The organism is Citricoccus sp. SGAir0253 (assembly GCF_005877055.1).
Lineage (GTDB): Bacteria > Actinomycetota > Actinomycetes > Actinomycetales > Micrococcaceae > Citricoccus.
Map to the genome: position 1 here is coordinate 424,349 of NZ_CP039424.1, position 15,593 is coordinate 439,941.

At 74.9% G+C, this 15,593-nt stretch carries 14 protein-coding genes and 1 tRNA gene; 4 read left to right on the plus strand and 11 right to left on the minus strand.

Annotation, left to right across the window (positions count from 1 at the left end):
* Nucleotides 1-5: 5 nt before the first annotated feature.
* Nucleotides 6-1,724, minus strand: a complete 1,719-nt coding sequence (locus tag E7744_RS01910) for a sodium:solute symporter family protein (protein ID WP_137772663.1) — start codon at nucleotides 1,722-1,724, stop codon at nucleotides 6-8.
* 411 nt (nucleotides 1,725-2,135) lie between these two features.
* Here E7744_RS01910 and E7744_RS01915 point away from each other — a divergent pair.
* Nucleotides 2,136-2,208: transfer RNA gene (locus tag E7744_RS01915), tRNA-Ala, on the plus strand.
* A gap of 155 nt (nucleotides 2,209-2,363) precedes the next feature.
* On the opposite strand, the gene E7744_RS01920 is transcribed toward E7744_RS01915, so the two are convergent.
* Together E7744_RS01920 and E7744_RS01925 are read right to left on the minus strand one after the other, a co-directional pair.
* Nucleotides 2,364-2,978 (minus strand): hypothetical protein, encoded by a 615-nt coding sequence (locus tag E7744_RS01920; RefSeq protein WP_137772664.1) that lies wholly within the window; start codon nucleotides 2,976-2,978, stop codon nucleotides 2,364-2,366.
* A gap of 83 nt (nucleotides 2,979-3,061) precedes the next feature.
* Entirely contained in the window at nucleotides 3,062-4,711 is a 1,650-nt protein-coding gene (locus E7744_RS01925) for an AMP-binding protein (protein WP_137772665.1), read from the minus strand.
* Nucleotides 4,712-4,894: 183 nt separating this feature from the next.
* On the opposite strand from E7744_RS01925, the gene E7744_RS01930 reads away from it, so the two are divergent.
* Nucleotides 4,895-6,382: an NAD(P)/FAD-dependent oxidoreductase gene (locus E7744_RS01930; protein ID WP_137772666.1), complete on the plus strand. Its 1,488-nt coding sequence runs from the start codon at nucleotides 4,895-4,897 to the stop codon at nucleotides 6,380-6,382.
* 154 nt (nucleotides 6,383-6,536) lie between these two features.
* Here E7744_RS01930 and E7744_RS01935 read toward each other — a convergent pair whose 3' ends face one another.
* Complete coding sequence (locus E7744_RS01935; protein WP_137772667.1) at nucleotides 6,537-6,833, minus strand: biopolymer transporter Tol; 297 nt, start codon at nucleotides 6,831-6,833, stop codon at nucleotides 6,537-6,539.
* 132 nt (nucleotides 6,834-6,965) lie between these two features.
* Between E7744_RS01935 and E7744_RS01940 the strand changes: the two genes are divergently transcribed.
* The gene (locus E7744_RS01940) at nucleotides 6,966-7,607 is read left to right on the plus strand and encodes a YdeI family protein (RefSeq protein WP_137772668.1); all 642 of its coding nucleotides are present in this window, start codon (nucleotides 6,966-6,968) and stop codon (nucleotides 7,605-7,607) included.
* A 40-nt stretch (nucleotides 7,608-7,647) separates the two neighbouring features.
* Here the strand turns inward: E7744_RS01940 and E7744_RS01945 are convergent, their stop codons facing one another.
* The gene (locus E7744_RS01945) at nucleotides 7,648-9,324 is read right to left on the minus strand and encodes a phosphodiester glycosidase family protein (RefSeq protein WP_210417142.1); all 1,677 of its coding nucleotides are present in this window, start codon (nucleotides 9,322-9,324) and stop codon (nucleotides 7,648-7,650) included.
* A 334-nt stretch (nucleotides 9,325-9,658) separates the two neighbouring features.
* Nucleotides 9,659-10,681 carry a hypothetical protein gene (locus tag E7744_RS01950; RefSeq protein WP_137772669.1) on the minus strand — a complete coding sequence of 341 codons (1,023 nt, stop codon included), beginning with the start codon at nucleotides 10,679-10,681 and terminating at the stop codon, nucleotides 9,659-9,661.
* A 214-nt stretch (nucleotides 10,682-10,895) separates the two neighbouring features.
* Here E7744_RS01950 and E7744_RS01955 point away from each other — a divergent pair, with 214 nt between their 5' ends.
* Nucleotides 10,896-11,543: a methyltransferase gene (locus E7744_RS01955; protein WP_137772670.1), complete on the plus strand. Its 648-nt coding sequence runs from the start codon at nucleotides 10,896-10,898 to the stop codon at nucleotides 11,541-11,543.
* 70 nt (nucleotides 11,544-11,613) lie between these two features.
* On the opposite strand, the gene E7744_RS16080 is transcribed toward E7744_RS01955, so the two are convergent.
* The 5 genes from E7744_RS16080 to E7744_RS01980 form a co-directional block, all read right to left on the minus strand.
* Nucleotides 11,614-11,865, minus strand: a complete 252-nt coding sequence (locus E7744_RS16080) for a CDGSH iron-sulfur domain-containing protein (RefSeq protein WP_371415369.1) — start codon at nucleotides 11,863-11,865, stop codon at nucleotides 11,614-11,616.
* Nucleotides 11,853-12,794 (minus strand): iron-containing redox enzyme family protein, encoded by a 942-nt coding sequence (locus E7744_RS01965; protein WP_137772671.1) that lies wholly within the window; start codon nucleotides 12,792-12,794, stop codon nucleotides 11,853-11,855. The genes E7744_RS16080 and E7744_RS01965 overlap by 13 nt, the downstream gene beginning before the upstream one ends.
* Before the next feature lie 201 nt (nucleotides 12,795-12,995).
* The gene (locus E7744_RS01970; protein WP_137772672.1) at nucleotides 12,996-14,114 is read right to left on the minus strand and encodes a hypothetical protein; all 1,119 of its coding nucleotides are present in this window, start codon (nucleotides 14,112-14,114) and stop codon (nucleotides 12,996-12,998) included.
* Nucleotides 14,115-14,235: 121 nt separating this feature from the next.
* Nucleotides 14,236-14,661, minus strand: a complete 426-nt coding sequence (locus E7744_RS01975) for a PaaI family thioesterase (protein WP_137772673.1) — start codon at nucleotides 14,659-14,661, stop codon at nucleotides 14,236-14,238.
* Nucleotides 14,662-14,665: 4 nt separating this feature from the next.
* A complete protein-coding gene (locus E7744_RS01980) occupies nucleotides 14,666-15,550 on the minus strand; it encodes a metal-dependent hydrolase (RefSeq protein ID WP_246858507.1) in 885 nt (294 codons plus the stop codon).
* Nucleotides 15,551-15,593 lie beyond the last annotated feature (43 nt).

Sequence of the window (15,593 nt, forward strand, 5' to 3'; positions counted from 1 at the left end):
TTCGGTCAGTCGTTGCGGGCGGTCGGGGCGGCGCCCTGGCCGGCGAGGCTGGCGCCGGCCGGGGTGGCCTCGTCCTGGACGGTCTCGGGGTCGAAGTCGCCGGTGAGGTCCTTGATCGTGCTGAAGTCGAAGTCCCGCTTCGAGCGGAAGGACATCAGGTAGCAGACCAGGAAGGACACCGAGTAGGCGACCAGCGAGGCCGAGAGGACCGTGTAGTCACGCAGGAAGAAGAGCGTGAACGGCAGGGCGACCACGGTGGCCAGGGCGCCGACGATGACCGCCGGCTTCAGGCCGAAGAACCCGAACGCCATGATCCCCAGCACCACGCCGATGCCGACGGTGGCCAGCAGCTCCACGGCGAAGCCCGTGGCACCGGTGAACGGGATCCACTCGAAGCGCACCGGCAGGAACGCGACCAGGGCCGCGATCACGGCGGCGGTAAAGGCCGCGTTGGTGACCTTCGGCCAGTAGAAGGACGCGATCACGGGGAACACCAGGCAGCCCCACAGGGCGCCGACGAACACGAGCAGGTCGAGGATGTTGAACTGGCTCGTGGCGAAGTACAGCGCCGCGGCGGTGGCCACGATCATGCTGATGCGGCCGATGAGCAGCATGGTCTTCGGGTTGGCCTTGCCCTTGCCCACGGACTGGCCGTACATGTCCGCCATGACGATGGAGGACAGGGCCGCCAGGTCCGAGTCGGCGGTGGAGGACAGGGCGCCGATGATCATCAGGAACGCGAGGGCCAGCAGGATGGGGCCGAGGTAGGTGCCGGCCATCTGCGGGATGAGGTTGTTGACGTCCCCGCCCAGCGGCTCCACGCCCAGGTACAGGGCCATGACGCCGAGCATGCCCACGCCGATCACGGTGGCGCCGTAGCCCACGGTCGCGGTGACGAAGGTCGGCTTGATGAGGTCCTCGCGGACCGAGAACAGGCGCTGGGCGATGGTCTGGTTGCCGATCGCGTAGGCCAGGACGGCGGCGATGTACGGCGCGCCCTGGTTCATGAAGGCGTCCGAGGAGAAGAAGTTGCCCTGCTCCGGGGTCACGTTGCCCGCGGCCACGCCGGCCTCGAACATGCCCGGGCCGCCGGCCACGAAGAACACCACCGGGATGACCACGACGGCGGCGCCCAGCATGAACATCACCTGGGCGAAGTCCGTGAGCACGGAGGCGCGGAACCCGGACCACAGGGTGTAGAGCAGCACGCCGCCGGCGATGATGACGATGCCGGCCCCGAAGCTCAGGGGCGAGAGCATCGCGATGAGCGCGCCACCGGCGATGAAGTTGGAGGTCAGGGAGATGAGGGAGCCCAGGACGTTGGAGCCGGCCAGCATCAGCTGGGAGGAACGGCCGTGCCGGGCGTACATGACCTCGGCGAGCGTGTGGGCCTTCGGCGCGACCTTGCGGATCCGCTTGCCGAACGGGTAGATGAACAGGATCATCAGGGCTCCCCAGAGCCCGTAGTGGATGGGGCCGGAGACCCCGTAGGTGTAGCCGGCGGTGGCGGAGGCGTACATGGACGACGCCCAGATCCAGGTGGCCGTCATGGACGCGGCCGAGATGCCGAAGCCGATCTTGTTGCCGGCGGTCATGTAGCCGTCGGCGTTCTCCTTCTTGCGGCTGATGCCCAGGGACATCCACATCGTTCCGCCGTAGAACACGAGCAGCAGCACCACGACTGCCACGATTCCGAGCTGGTTGATCTCCTGCTGGGGTGGCATCCCATCCCTTTCCGTCGGCGACAATGACAGCGGTCCGACGACGCCTTCCCGTGCGGGGCGACATCCCCCTCGGACCGCGAGCGGCGGCCTCGCGGCCGCCTGGGCCGGTCCGCGGGGACCGGTCCGGCAGGCCCTCGCGGGCCGCCACCGACGGGAGCCGCACAAGCGGGCCGGCGCGCTCTCGCACGCGCCCTGCGGGGCTCACACACATCGGTGCTGGCGCTCGGCCAGCCGGGTAACCATCTCATGTTTGCATGCGCAACTGCAAACCCGGTCTGCGGGGGTTCGTCATCCTCCCATGTCAGCGTGCTTTTTTCGGGGACTCGGAGAGGTCGTGCGGCTCGATTTGGGGAGAAGGGCCCCCGACGGCGTATGATGGGGGAGCGCGTTTGGGCACCTCCCCGGCGCCGCGGGGCCTTAGCTCAGTTGGTAGAGCGTTTCGTTCGCAATGAAAAGGTCAGGGGTTCGACTCCCCTAGGCTCCACCCCATGATCTCGACCGAGATCGCGGAAGGGCCCGGATCCACGTCTCGTGGATCCGGGCCCTTCCCGTCTCCGGGGCGGCCCGGGCGCGCCCTGGTCCCTCGCCTGGCCTGCTGATCCCCTCGCCTGTGCCCTGTTCCCTGTGCGCTGGGCTCGGTCAGTCGGTCGACCGCCCCCGCCCGCCGGCCAGGCGGCCGTGGTACTCGGCGGCGGCCCGGGCGGCCTCCCGGAGTGCCGGCCCGAACCACTCGGGGACCCGCGCGGCGGAGGCCGACGCGTGGGACTCGGCGTGGCCGGTGAGGCAGTGCACCGCGTGGACGGAGTGGTCCTGCTCGCCGTAGCCGTCGCCGACCAGCACCAGCTCGCCCTCCCCGTCGTACGGGAGGAACAGGCGGGCCTCGACCGGGGTGAACATGACCCCGGGCCAGTCCGCCGCGGCGACCGGGGGCGCGCCGCGCACCCGGAACGTCCGCCCGATCGCCGCGCCCCACTGGCCGACGTCGTGCAGGGCCTCGTGCTCCCGCCCCCGGGCGCGGGCCACCAGCTGGGCCGCCGCGTCCTCGAGGGCCTGCCGTTCCGCGGCCCCGAGCTCGCCGGCCTCCGGCCGCACGCGGCCCGCGGCGATCCGCAGGACCCGGTCGGGGTGCGGGCCGTGGCGCAGGATGCCGAACCCGTCGCCGCGATCGGTGAGGTGCAGCCAGTACGACGCCTCGCCCAGGACCGCCTCGTAGGAGGCGTAGGGGATCGTCCCGAGCACCTGGAGGGTGACCATGCCCCGATTCTCCCAGCCGGCCCTCCCGCCACCAGCCGCCGGCGGCCGGATTCCCGGCGGACCCGGCCGGCCGGCGCCGGGACCTACCGCCCCGCCGCGCCCTCGGGCTGGGCGAGCAGGTCCAGGGCCTGCGCCCGCAGGTCCACCTTGCGCACCTTGCCGGTGACCGTCATGGGGAACTCGTCGATCACCTGCACGTAGCGGGGGATCTTGTAGTGGGCGATCCGCCCGGCGCAGAACTCGCGCAGCGACTCGGCGGTCGGGGCCTCGGCGCCTTCGCGCAACCGGACCCAGGCGACGAGCTCCTCGCCGTACCTCTCGTCCGGGACGCCCACCACCTGGGCGTCGACGATGTCCGGGTGGGTGTAGAGGAACTCCTCGATCTCGCGCGGGTAGATGTTCTCCCCGCCGCGGATCACCATGTCCTTGATGCGGCCCGTGATCCGCACGTAGCCCTCCTCGTCCATCACGCCGAGGTCCCCGGTGTGCATCCAGCCCTCGGGGTCGATCGCCTCGGCGGTCTTGGCCGGGTCGTTCCAGTAGCCGGACATGACGGCATAGCCGTGGGTCTGCAGCTCCCCGGGCTCCCCGCGCGGCACCACCTCGCCCGTGGCGGGGTCCACGATCCGGATCCGCAGGTGGTCGCCCACCCGCCCCACGGTGGTCACGCGCCGCTCCAGGCTGTCCGTCGTCGAGCTCTGGATGGACACCGGGGCGGTCTCGGTCATGCCGTAGCAGATGGTCACCTCCGTCATGTGCATCTTCCCGATCACCTCGCGCATGACCGCCTCGGGGCACGGCGAGCCGGCCATGACCCCGGTGCGCAGGCTGGAGAGGTCGTAGGAGCCGAAGTCCGGCAGGCCCAGCTCGGCGATGAACATGGTGGGCACCCCGTACAGGGACGTGCACCGCTCGGTGGCCACGGCGTGCAGGGTGGCGGCGGGGTCGAAGCCGGGGGAGGGGATGACCATGGCCGCCCCGTGGGAGGTGGCCGCCAGGTTGCCGATGACCATGCCGAAGCAGTGGTAGAAGGGCACCGGGATGCAGATGCGGTCGGCCTCCGTGTACCGGATGCGCTCGCCGTCGAAGTAGCCGTTGTTGAGGATGTTCCGGTGGGTGAGCGTGGCGCCCTTGGGGTGGCCGGTGGTGCCGGAGGTGTACTGGATGTTGATGGGGTCCGCCGGGCGCAGGGTCGACGCCACGGCCGCCAGCCGCTCCTCGTCCGCGGGGGTCCCGGCCAGCGCCTCCCACGCGGGGGTGCCGAGGATGACCACGTCCCGCAGCTCCGGGCAGTCGTCCCGGACGTCCGCCAGCATGCGCTCGTAGTCCGAGGTCTTGAAGGAGGGCGCGGCGACCACCGCGCGGATGCCCGACTGGTCCAGCGCGTACCTCAGCTCCTCGCGCCGGTACGCCGGGTTGATGTTCACGAGGATGACGCCGACCTGCGCCGTCGCGTACTGCACCAGCACCCACTCGGCCACGTTCGGCGCCCAGATCCCGAGCCGGTCCCCGGGCTGCAGCCCGGCCTCCAGCAGGCCGGTGGCCAGCTTCGCGACGTCGGCCGCGAACGCCGCGTAGGTCCACCGCCGGCCGGTCTGGACCTCCACGAGGGCCTCGCGATCGCCGAAGCGTTCCACCGTGCGGGCCAGGTTCTGCCCGATGGTCTCCTCGAGGAGCGGGGTGCCGGTGGGACCGTGGTCCTCGGAGGGGGCGGTGGCGGGCTGGGCGGTCATGGGCGATCTCCTGACGGGTGACGTGGCTCACAAAGAGGCGGCGCCGCCCAGCCTAGTTACTGATCGCTAACCGGTCTACTGTCGTCCGGCGTTCGCCGCGGCCCTCGCCGCGGGGCGGTCGCGCCGCCGCCGGGATCCCGCGGTCCCCTCGCGCCGCGCGCCCGTGCCGGGGAGGATGGACCCATGACGCCCCAGCCAGCGGCGGAGTACGCCGACGTGCTCATCGTCGGGGCCGGGCTCTCCGGCATCGACGCCGCCCACCGGATCCGCCGGTCGTGCCCGGAGCTGTCCGTCCTGGTGCTCGAGGCCCGAGAGCGGATCGGCGGGACGTGGGACCTGTTCCGCTACCCGGGCGTGCGCTCGGACTCGGACATGTACACCCTGGCCTTCCCGTTCCACCCGTGGACGGGGCCGGACTCGATCGTCGAGGGGGAGCGGATCCGCCGGTACCTGCTCGAGGCGGCCGAGCGGACCGGCGTGGACCGCCTCGTGCGCACGGGCACGCGGGTCACGGCCGCGCACTGGTCCTCCGCCGAGCGCCGGTGGCGGGTGGACGCGGTGACCGGGGCCGGGCCGGAGGGGTACGCGGCACGGTTCATCGTGCTGTGCACCGGCTACTACGACTACGACCGCCCCCACGACCCGGGCATCAAGGGGCTGGCGGACGTTGCCGGCACCGTGGCGCACCCGCAGTCCTGGCCCCGGGACCTCGACGTCACCGGCCGCCGCGTCGCCGTCATCGGCTCCGGGGCCACCGCCGTGTCCCTGGTGCCCGCCCTCGCCGCGGCCGGCGCCCGGGTGACGATGCTGCAGCGCACCCCGGGGTACGTCCTGCCGCTGCCCCGCCGCGACGCCGTGGCGGAGGCCGCCCGCCGCGTGCTGCCGGGGCCGGTGGCGCACCGGGCCGTGCGCGCGAGGAACGCCGCCCAGCAGTGGGCGCTGTACCGTGCCTGCCGCCGCGCCCCGCGACTGATGCGGCGGCTCCTGCGGGGGCGCGCCGTGGACGCCCTCGGCTCGGAGGCCCTCGTCGACGAGCACTTCACGCCGCCCTATGACCCTTGGGACCAGCGGCTGTGCGTGGACCCGGACGGCGAGCTGTACGCCGCCATCCGGGCGGGCAGGGTGGACGTCGTCACGGGCGAGGTGGACCGGTGCGTGCCGGAGGGCGTCCGGCTGGCCGACGGCACGGTGGTGGAGGCCGAGGTCGTGGTCCCGGCCACCGGCCTGGCCCTGCTGCTCCTGGGCGGCGTCGGTCTCACCGTGGACGGGGCCGCCGTCGAGCCGTCCTCGCGCCACGCCTACTACGGCGCGATGCTCAGCGGGGTACCGAACCTCGCGTTCTGCATCGGTTACCTCAACCAGTCCTGGACCCTGCGCTCGGACCTGGCGGCCCGGTTCATCGCCCGCGTGCTCCGCCGGTTGCTCGACCGGCACCTGGACGCGGTGGTCCCGGAGGTCCCGGCCGACGTCGGTCCCTCCCACCCGCTGATGTCCGCCCTGGACTCCGGCTACCTGCGGCGGGCCGCGCACCTGATGCCCCGGGCGACCGACCGGTACCCGTGGGCGATGGCGCAGGACCTCGTCCGGGACGGCTGGGCGCTGCGGCGCGCCGACCTCGACGAGGGGCTGCGCTGGATCGGTCCGGAGGAGCGGGGCGAGGCCGCCGGGTGACGCCCGGTCGAGTCGCCCGCGCCGTCCGCGCCGCGCCCCACCCCCCGGTCACGAACACGATGGAGGGTGCTCGCGGCGGCGTGTCGCGACATCCATCGTGCACGTGACTGCCTCGTGGGCACCCCGTGACTCCGAGGCGTGGGACGGACGCGGGTTAGCCCGGGGCGAGCGTGTCCAGCTGCTCCAACCGGTCCTCCGCCCGCGCCCGCCGCTGCGCGACGCCCAGGTCCCACCACGCGTCGCCGCGCTCACCGAGGCCCTCCTTCGCCAGCTGGACCCGGTCCCGGGCGGCGCGCCGGTCGGCGTCGGACCCGGCGGTGCGCACCGCCGAGCGCGCCCGGCCCAGGTGCGAGCGCAGGCGGGCGGCCGTCTCCTCGGACAGCTCCGGATCGGTGGCGCGCCACCGGCGGCCGTTGACCACGATGTACCGGCCGTCCTCCGTGCGCTCCATGGCCGAAGCCTACGCGGGCCGGGAAGCGGGCCGGGAAGGGGGCTGGGCGGGGAGGCCGGGCCTTGTGGTGCCCGCGCCCCGGGGCGGATGCTGGCCGGGGCCGGGGCCGGGGCCGGGAGCATGGAGGTGACGATGGCGAGGACCGCGCTGGACCTGACCGTGCCGGACGCCGCCGCCTGGCGGGCGTGGCTGGACGCGCACGAGGAGGAGCAGGACGGCGTCTGGCTGCTGCTGGCCAAGAAGGACACGACCACGCCGACGACGCTGACCTACGCGCAGGCCCTCGAGGAGGCCCTGTGCAGCGGATGGATCGACGGGCAGGCGCGGTCCGTGGACGAGCGCACCTACCGGCAGCGGTTCACCCCGCGGCGCCGGGCCTCCCTGTGGTCGCAGCGCAACATCGCCCGGGCGGAGGAGCTGGTCCGGGCCGGGCGCATGCGCCCGCGGGGGCAGGCGGAGATCGACCGGGCCCGGGCGGACGGGCGCTGGGACCGCGCCTATGCCGGCCCGGCCACCGCCGAGGTGCCCGAGGACCTCGCCGCGGCCCTCGCGGCCTCGCCCCGGGCCGGCGAGGCCTTCGCGGGGCTCACCGGCCAGAACCGGTACGCCGTGCTGCACCGTGTCCGGACCGCGCCGAGCCCGGCCAGCCGCGCGAACCGGCTCGCCAGGCTCGTCGGCATGCTGGAGCGCGGCGAGACGCCGTATCCGCAGCCGGCGCCGAGGCGGGTGCCGCGGTCGTCGGCGCCCGCGGACGCGGCGGACGGGGACGGCTGAGGCCGGTCCGCCCGCCGATCCTCCCGCCGCGCCGCCCGCGTCAGCGGCCCCGGATCACGAGGGCATCGCCGACGGCGCGTTCCGCACCGCCGGAGGGGGCGTTCACCAGCGCGTCGCCGACGACCATGGCCGTGGAGCCGCCGCCGTCGAGGTTGATCGCGTCCCGGAGGCCGAGCCGCTCCGCCAGGTCGGCCGCCTCGGAGATGCTGAGCCCGACCGAGTCGGCCTGGCGGCCGTCGGCGGTGGCCAGGACGAGCCGGCCCTCGGCGTCCACCCCGGCGATCGTGCGGGGGTTGCGCTGGTGCACCCAGCCGTAGAACATGCCCGGGTTCTCCGGGTGGACCATGCCGTCCCGGGCGGCGGTGACGTCCCGCTCGCCGTCCGTGAGCAGGTTGGGGCCGCCGTTGACCACCTGGGTGCCCGGCGTCATCGGCAGCGTCCGGCCGTCGGCGTCCCGGTAGTCCTGGGTGAACCGGATTCCGCGCCCGTGCCCGGCGAGCGTCCGCAGGGCCTCGGCGTCGGTGCCCGTGGCCTGGAGGGAGAACTGGCCCGCCTCGAGCGCGGTGCCCCGCTCCCCGAGGACCTCGACGACGGCGCCGCGGCGATCCACGACCACCTCCAGTCCCGGTCCGTCCGGCGTGGACGCACCGAACTCCGGGGTGAAGACGACGGTCTCGTCGGCGTCGGTGCAGGTGACGTCGTGCCGCGGGGCGTCGGTGGGAGTGTCGCCGGTGCCACCGCAGTTGCGGACCAGCCCCGGGACGCGGTTGATGCCGTCCAGGGCGACCTCCGTGGACCCGGCGGTGGCCTCGCCCTCCCAGCGCAGCCGCTCGATGCGCGGCCGTCCGCTCCCGTCGATCACGAGGGCGGGGCGATCGCCCACGGACTCGGACAGGATCCTCCCGTCGTAGGCGCCGGCGCCGGCGGGGTCGCCGGGGGCGCCGTGCTGCTCGCCGTAGACGAAGAACCCGGCGTTCACCCCGGCGATCGCGCCCTCGGCCAGCGCAGAGGTCGTCTCGGTCCGCTCGAGGTCCGCGCCGAACGTGGCCTCCACGTCGCCGCGGAACCGCCGCGGGTCCACGGTGAGCACGTTGACGGTGACGGGCCCGGCCTCGGCGACGGGGGCGGCGTCGCCGTCCCAGCCGGTGTACCAGGTGCCCGCGGCGTGGCCGGTCGCGGCGGTGACCTGCCGCTGGACCTCGGTGGCGTCCTCCTTCGTGGCGTGGTCCCCGACGCGCACGCGGTGACCGAGGTACCCGCCGGAGTCGGCGAGCCGATCCGCCTCGACGGCCTCGGCACGGGCCTCCAGGCCGGCCGCGCGCAGCTCGGCGGCGACCTGCTCGGCGGTCTCCCGCGTCGACACTGCGGAGTCCGCCACGCCCTCCCGTCCGGAGGGCAGGGTCACCTGCACGGTCCACGGGTAGGTCGTCCCGGCCTCGCCCAGCGTGAACCGCGCGTGGGTCACGCCCGGGGCCAGGCGGCGCTCCGTGGCGTCGTCGGGGAGGGTGGAGGCAGGGGAGGTGCGGGCTGCGGCCGCGCCCGGCCCGGCGCCCGCCGGGACCGCGGCGGACGGTGCGTCCACCGCGGCGGAGGCGGTCGTCGTCGGGCCGGCGGTGGCGGGACCGGCCCCGAGGCCGGTGGCGAGCAGGGCGCCGGCGAGGACGGCGGAGGACAGGGCGCGGCGGCGCCCGTGGGCGCAGGGGTTCCGGTGGGTCACCCGACGACGGTAGGAGGGGCGCCGGGGGAGCCGGTCCCCGCCATGCCGCGGGCCACGCGGTGTTCCGGGAGTGTTCACCGTGCGCTCGGGACGCGGTCACCGACGGGTCCGGCGCGCTCCCTCACGGCAGCCACGTACACGATGGAGGTAGCCCGGCGCGGCGTGTCGCGACGTCGGTCGTGTACGTGACCCCGGGGGGCGGGCAGCGGCTGGCCCCGGGAGCTGACGCTGAGGAGGCCGCAGCCCTGCAGGTCGCGGTCGGCGACCCGGTGCCGGTCCTCGAGACGACGGTCTCCAGCCGGGAGCGCCGGACCGGTTCGCCCTCTCCCGCCGTTCACCCGTTCCGGCCGGAGGGGGCGTCCGCGTCCGGGGCGTCCTTGGTGATCTCGGGCCCGCTCCGCTTCCCCCGGTCCCGGCCCGGCCGTGCTGCGGCCAGGTCCCGGCCCCACTTCAGGACGGCGAGCACGGCGACGGCGAGCAGGCCGGCGACGCCCACGATGAGGGGCCACTGGGTGTCGAACCAGTAGGCCACCCGCTCGACCATCGTGGCCGAGACCTGCACCGTGGAGACGTAGGTCCGCACGGAGTCGGAGGTGATCGTCCGTGCCCCGTCGTCGATCGACAGGGCGGGCCGGAGCTGGAGCCGGACCTGCTGGTCCTCCGGGACGGTGGCCGTCACCGCCCAAGACCAGTCCACCGTCCCGTCCGCGGTGAACCGGCGGTTGACCCAGTCGCTCTCGATCGTCCCCGGGTCGCCCTCCACCGTGACGTCCTCCCCGACGGGCAGCAGGCGGGCGCCGACGATGCACTGGACGCGAATGCCCTGTTGCGTGGTGACGCCGTCCGGATTGGTGATGGCCTCCTCCGGGGAGCGGCCGGACTGCTCGAGCACGACGGCCGCCTGGTACGTCGCGGGATCGTTCACCTCGGAGGGCAGCGACTGCGGATAGACGACCTCTCCGGGCAGGTCGGCGTCCTCCGCCGCCCCTTCACACTCCTCCAGCCAGGGCCGTAGGGCCTCCGCACCCACCGGCGCCTCGGGAGCGCCGTTCGCGCCGGACGGCTCGGCGGAAGCGGAGACGGATGGTGAGGCGGACGGCGAGGCGGCCGGAGGTGGTGTCCCGGCGTCGCCCGGTCCCTCCGTCCTCGAGGGCGCGACCGTGGCGGTCTCGCCGGACGTTTCGTCCGGCGGGGCGGAGTCCCCGCCGGAATCGCACCCGGCCAGGCCGAGGACCGTCGCGACCAGGGCCAGGGCCAGGAACGGACGCGCGCGGACGGCGGCTGACCCGGCCGCGCGGCGGCAGGCCATCCGCCCGATGGACGACCCGCAGCCCTCCACGTCTCGGTCAACCGTCATCTCAGCACCCTCCGCCGGATGGGGTACAGGCTAGGCCCGGCCCCGGCGCCGTCGATAGGGCCCGGCGGCGGTGCCCACCCGCGTCACGTGCACGACGGAGGGTGCCGGCGGCGGCGTGTCCCCGCCTCCCTCGTGTACGTGACGCCAGCGGGCGCTTGGCCGCGTGGGACATAATGCAGGACATGAGCATTCCCGGACCCGGCCGGTGCAGGCCATGACCCCCGCGACCGCCGACGCCCCCCACGCGGAGTCCCGGCTGACCTTCTGCGGCCTGGACATCGCCTATGACCGCCGCGTCCTGGAGCCCCGGCCGTGGACCGAGGCGCAGTCGGCCTGGGCGGCCGAGCTGCTGGCCGCGGCGCCGGCCGGCCCGGTGCTGGAACTGTGCGCCGGCGTCGGGCACATCGGCCTGGGCGCGGTGCGGGACACGGACCGGGACCTCGTCATGGTGGACGTGAACCCGGCCGCCGAGGAGTTCGCCCGGGCGAACGCGGCGGCCAACGGCCTGGCCTCCCGGCTGGAGTTCCGGCTCGCGCGGATCGACGAGGCGCTGGCGCCCGGCGAGCGGTTCGCGCTCGTCATCGCGGACCCGCCGTGGGTGCGCTCGGCCGAGACCTCGACGTTCCCCGAGGACCCGGTGCTGGCCATCGACGGCGGCGACGACGGCCTCGACCTCGCGCGCACGTGCGTGGAGGTCATCGACGCCCACCTCGCCGAGGGCGGCTCCGCGCTGCTCCAGTTGGGCACCACCGCCCAGGCGGAGCTGGTCGCGGCCTTCGCCGCGGGGCGCGGCCCGGGCTCGGTCCGCGTGGTGGAGACCCGCGCCTACGAGCGCGGCGTGGTGGTGCGGCTGGCGCGCTGAGCGCCGTCCCGCCCAGCCGATTCGCCGAGCGCGGGCGCGCTGTGCGGGGTCCCGCCGGGCGCCGTCGCGCTCAGCCCGCCCGACGGCGGCGCACGACCTTGTGCGTGCCGTCGCACCACGGCTTGATCGCCGAGGCCCCGCACCGGCAGACGGCGCTGACCGGCCGCGTGGTGGGGTGCTCGTTGCCGTCCTCGTCCTGGACCACGTGCTCCCCGCGCAGCAGCATGGGCCCGCCCGGGCACAGGATGACGTCCGGGTGCCCGGACGCGTCCGGATGGTCCCCGTTACCGCTCCTGACCCCGCTCGCGCTCACGCTGCCCACGCCCCCAGCATGCGCTCGGCGTAGCGGTCGTCCAGGTCCAGGGACGTGAACGCCCCGAGGTAGACGTCGTCGTGCAGCTGCGGCTCCTCGGCGAGCAGGGCGCCGCAGATCGTGCGCACGGCCAGCTGTTCGTGCACGGCGTCGGCCTCCACGTGCTCGGTGTAGTACTCGATCATCTGCGGCGGGAAGCCGAGGCGCTCCATGCCCTGCGCGATCTTGCGCGAGGGCGAGGAACTGGTGGCCTCGAAGGCCGCGAGGAAGCCCAGGGAGGCCGCGCGCAGCCGGCGGTTCAGGCCGAACAGGGACATCGCGTTGTTCTGCTCGAGGACCTCGAGCGGCACCTCGTCGATGTACGCCCCGTACTCGGAGCTCAGCCCCACGGCCTCCAGGCCGCGCACGAACAGCTGGGCGTGCAGGCGGTTGGGGTCGCCGCCGCCGTACTCGTCGTACTGCAGCTCCACCACGGCGGCCTTGACGGTGTCCGAGAGCCGCGGGATGACCCACGTGGTGTGGTCGGACTCCTTGAGGTGGTAGATCGTCTTGTGCCGCAGGAACTCGCGGAACTGGTCCTCGGTGGCGCCGCGCTTGAGGTGGGCGGCGAGGGAGGGCCCGTCGTGGTCGCCCACGAACGCGAAGAAGTCCTCGGCGAAGTTGCCCGGCTCCGGGAACCGGGGCGCGCGCTCGCGCAGCTGCCGCTCGAAGTCCGCCTCCAGCGACCGGCGCACGCCGATCACGTGGGGGTCCCACTCGAGCTCGCCGGAGACGTCCTCGAAGCCGCGGTAGTGCTGCTCGTACAGGGCCCAGAGGGTCAGCTGGGCGTCCTCGGCGCTGTCGGCGGCCGGCGCGTCGGCCAGCCCGGCGGTGCGCCCCGTGCGCAGGGCCTCCAGCACGGCCTCGCCCAGGGGCCCGCGGGCGGTGGGGGTCAGCATGGTCGTCCTCCCGGGCCCGTCGTCGTGCGGGGTGCGGCCGGTGGCCGCCTCCATGAGAAGCGCATCGTCGTTCCCTCCTGGTGGCGGGGAGGGCCTACCCGGTGCATCTCCTCCCCGGACCTCCGAATCTATCCTGTGATCGGCGGCGGCGCCTCCCGGCCGGGTGGCCCCGCCGTCGTGGTTGCCCTCGGCTCCGCGCGCCTATCCCGCCGAGGCCGGCCGTGCCCGCCGTTCGCGACGCCCCCGCAGGAGCAACCCGCCGCCCGCGCTGGCCAGCAGGGCCAGCCCCGCCACGAGCACGGCGCCGCCGGCCCCGAGGGAGCCGTCGGTCCACTCCAGCAGGGCCTCGGTGACGGAAATCGTCAGCGCGATCACGCCCACCGCCAGCAGCACCCACCAGCCGCGCCACCAGTAGAGGGTGAAGAGGGCCACGGCCACCCCGAAGGTGACGGCGTGGGCCCAGCCCGGGTCCCGCAGCGCCAGCAGCAGTTGGCCGCCGAACAACAGCAGCAGGGACCCGACGCCGGCCCCGAGGCCCGGCTCGTCCCACCACCGGCCCCGCAGGGCGAGGGCCAGCCACGCGGCGCCCACGGCCAGGACCAGCACGGCGCGCAGGGCCTCGATCTCCCGGTCCGGCCCCAGCCACAGGCCCGTGAGGAGCATGACGGTCCCCCAGCCCAGGGCCAGGTGGACCAGGGGGGAGGGGGCGAGGGCGTAGCCGGCCAGCAGGATCACCAGCCCCAGGCCCACCCCGGCGGTCATGGACACGTTCTGCACGTCGTAGTCCGGGGGCGGGAAGAGGACGTGCAGCAGCCAGCTGCCCAGGGACACGCCCGCGGCGATGGCGCTCGCCGTGATGAGGGTTCCCGCCAGCAGGCGGATCCGCAGGCCGAGGTCCTCCCGGCGGGTCCAGGAGCCGCCGGCCACCCGGACGAGGGTGAGGGCCCCGGCCAGCAGCACGAGGGCGATGCCGGCGAGGATGAGGCTGCGCTGGGCGGCCGTGAGGTCGCCCCAGTACTCGGCGCCCAGCAGGATGATGGCGACGACGACGAGCGCGGCCCCCGCGTAGGCGATCATCTCCGTGACCCGCGGCGCCCCGCGACGGGCCGGGGACCGTGCGGGCTCTGGGCCCGGCCCGGGCGGCGCGGCGGGGACGTGCCCGGGCGCGGCGGTGCGCCGGTCCGCGGGGTCCCCGGGAGGCAGTGGCGCGGGCAGGCGGTGCCGGACCACGGCGAGGGCGTCATCGCTCCGTCCGGGGTCGACCAGCCCGGCCGCCACGAGGTCCGCGACGATCCGTCCGGCCGTGCCCTGCTCGTCCATGGCCGCATCCTATGCCGCGCACGCCGCCCGGCTCACGGGGCGGCCGTCTCCGGGACGCAGGGTCCCGGGCCCTCCTCGCCGGGGCGGGACGTGCCCATCCCGGGCGTGGAAGCCCGCCGGCTCAGGCCTCGGCGTCTTCGGGGCGTTCCGGCAGGGGCAGGTTCTGCACGCGCAGCTGGCCGCGGGCGAGCACCTTGCCGGAGGCCTCGTCCCGGATGACGACGTCCCACAGCTGCTGGCTGCGGCCCTGGTGCAGGGCCTCGGCGGTCACGGTGGCGCGGCCCCCGGTGGAGGCCCGCAGGAAGTCGGTGGCATTGTGGACGCCGACCGCGAACTCGCCGCGGGCGGCCACCGCCGCGTTGGCCCCGGCCCCGCCGGCGATCTCCACGAGCGTGGCGTAGAGCCCGCCGTGCACCACGCCCTGGTCGGTGTGGTGGTCCGGGCCGAGGTCGGCGTGGCCGCGCACCCACGTGGCCGTCACCTCCTCGGCGACGAAGCCGGCGGCCTGGACGAAGGACCCGACGGCGGCGGGCGGGGTGGCGTTCACGGTGTCACCATAGCCCGAGCACCTGCGCGCCCTGCCCCGCGATCCCGGCGATCGCGCCGATCATCCCGCCGAGGGCGACCGCGGAGACCACCGTGGCCACGAGCCACTCGCGCACCGAGCCGGTGGACCCGAGCACCGGCACCTTCATCCGGCCGCCGGCGCTCCACAGGCACCGCAGCAGCGGGACGCGGGCGAGTTGCCGGGGCCGGCGCAGCCGGAAGGGCCAGACCGGGTTGCAACCGCCGTCGGTGAGCATGTCCCCGGCGATGTGCGCGGCCACGCCGAGCGCGACGGCGAGCACGAACCAGTCGTTGTCCGTCCCGAGGCCCAGGGCCACCCAGGCCCCGCAGAGCAGCCCCACCACCCACGGGACCCTCCGGGCGCCGTCGGGCATGAACCGCAGGGCCTTGACCGCGAAGGTGGACAGCAGCACGGTGCCCACCCCGGCGCCGAGCTGCAGCACGTGCGTCTCCGTGGTCAGGGTCAGCCGGGAGAGCAGCCAGGCCACGAGGGTGAACGCCGCCAGGCCGAGCAGGGAGTGGGTGCCGTTGCGGTGCCCGCCGGCGGCGCGGCCGAGCACCACGCACAGCCACTCCGAGACCGGCGGCAGGGAGTGGGCGATCGAGGCGCTGCGGTGGTCGGCGTCCGGCAGCAGGGCGGCCCCGGCCGTGATGACGGCCCCGGCCAGGACGCCGGCGTCCGTGATCCCGGGCAGCAGGCCGAAACCGAGGGGGATGGCCGCGGGCAGGGTCAGCAGTGCCTCGCCGCCCGGGCCGGGCAGCCCGACTCCGGCCAGCGGTCCCAGCGGCAGGGCGCCGTCCGCGGCGATCAGCACCCACGCCGCGGCACCGCAGGCCGCGTGGTGCGGTCCCATCATGAGCAGGCTCACCGTCCTCACGGGTCAGGGGCCGCCGTGGTGGCGGGCGGCCCGG

Bases quoted from the DNA above. Each gene is read 5' to 3' on its own strand.
- E7744_RS01910 (WP_137772663.1), bottom strand. From the start codon at position 1,724: ATGCCACCCCAGCAGGAGATCAACCAGCTCGGAATCGTGGCAGTCGTG.
- E7744_RS01955 (WP_137772670.1), top strand. From the start codon at position 10,896: ATGACCCCCGCGACCGCCGACGCCCCCCACGCGGAGTCCCGGCTGACC.
- E7744_RS01930 (WP_137772666.1), top strand. From the start codon at position 4,895: ATGACGCCCCAGCCAGCGGCGGAGTACGCCGACGTGCTCATCGTCGGG.
- E7744_RS01950 (WP_137772669.1), bottom strand. From the start codon at position 10,681: ATGACGGTTGACCGAGACGTGGAGGGCTGCGGGTCGTCCATCGGGCGG.
- E7744_RS01925 (WP_137772665.1), bottom strand. From the start codon at position 4,711: ATGACCGCCCAGCCCGCCACCGCCCCCTCCGAGGACCACGGTCCCACC.
- E7744_RS01920 (WP_137772664.1), bottom strand. From the start codon at position 2,978: ATGGTCACCCTCCAGGTGCTCGGGACGATCCCCTACGCCTCCTACGAG.
- E7744_RS01935 (WP_137772667.1), bottom strand. From the start codon at position 6,833: ATGGAGCGCACGGAGGACGGCCGGTACATCGTGGTCAACGGCCGCCGG.
- E7744_RS01965 (WP_137772671.1), bottom strand. From the start codon at position 12,794: ATGCTGACCCCCACCGCCCGCGGGCCCCTGGGCGAGGCCGTGCTGGAG.
- E7744_RS01970 (WP_137772672.1), bottom strand. From the start codon at position 14,114: ATGGACGAGCAGGGCACGGCCGGACGGATCGTCGCGGACCTCGTGGCG.
- E7744_RS01940 (WP_137772668.1), top strand. From the start codon at position 6,966: ATGGCGAGGACCGCGCTGGACCTGACCGTGCCGGACGCCGCCGCCTGG.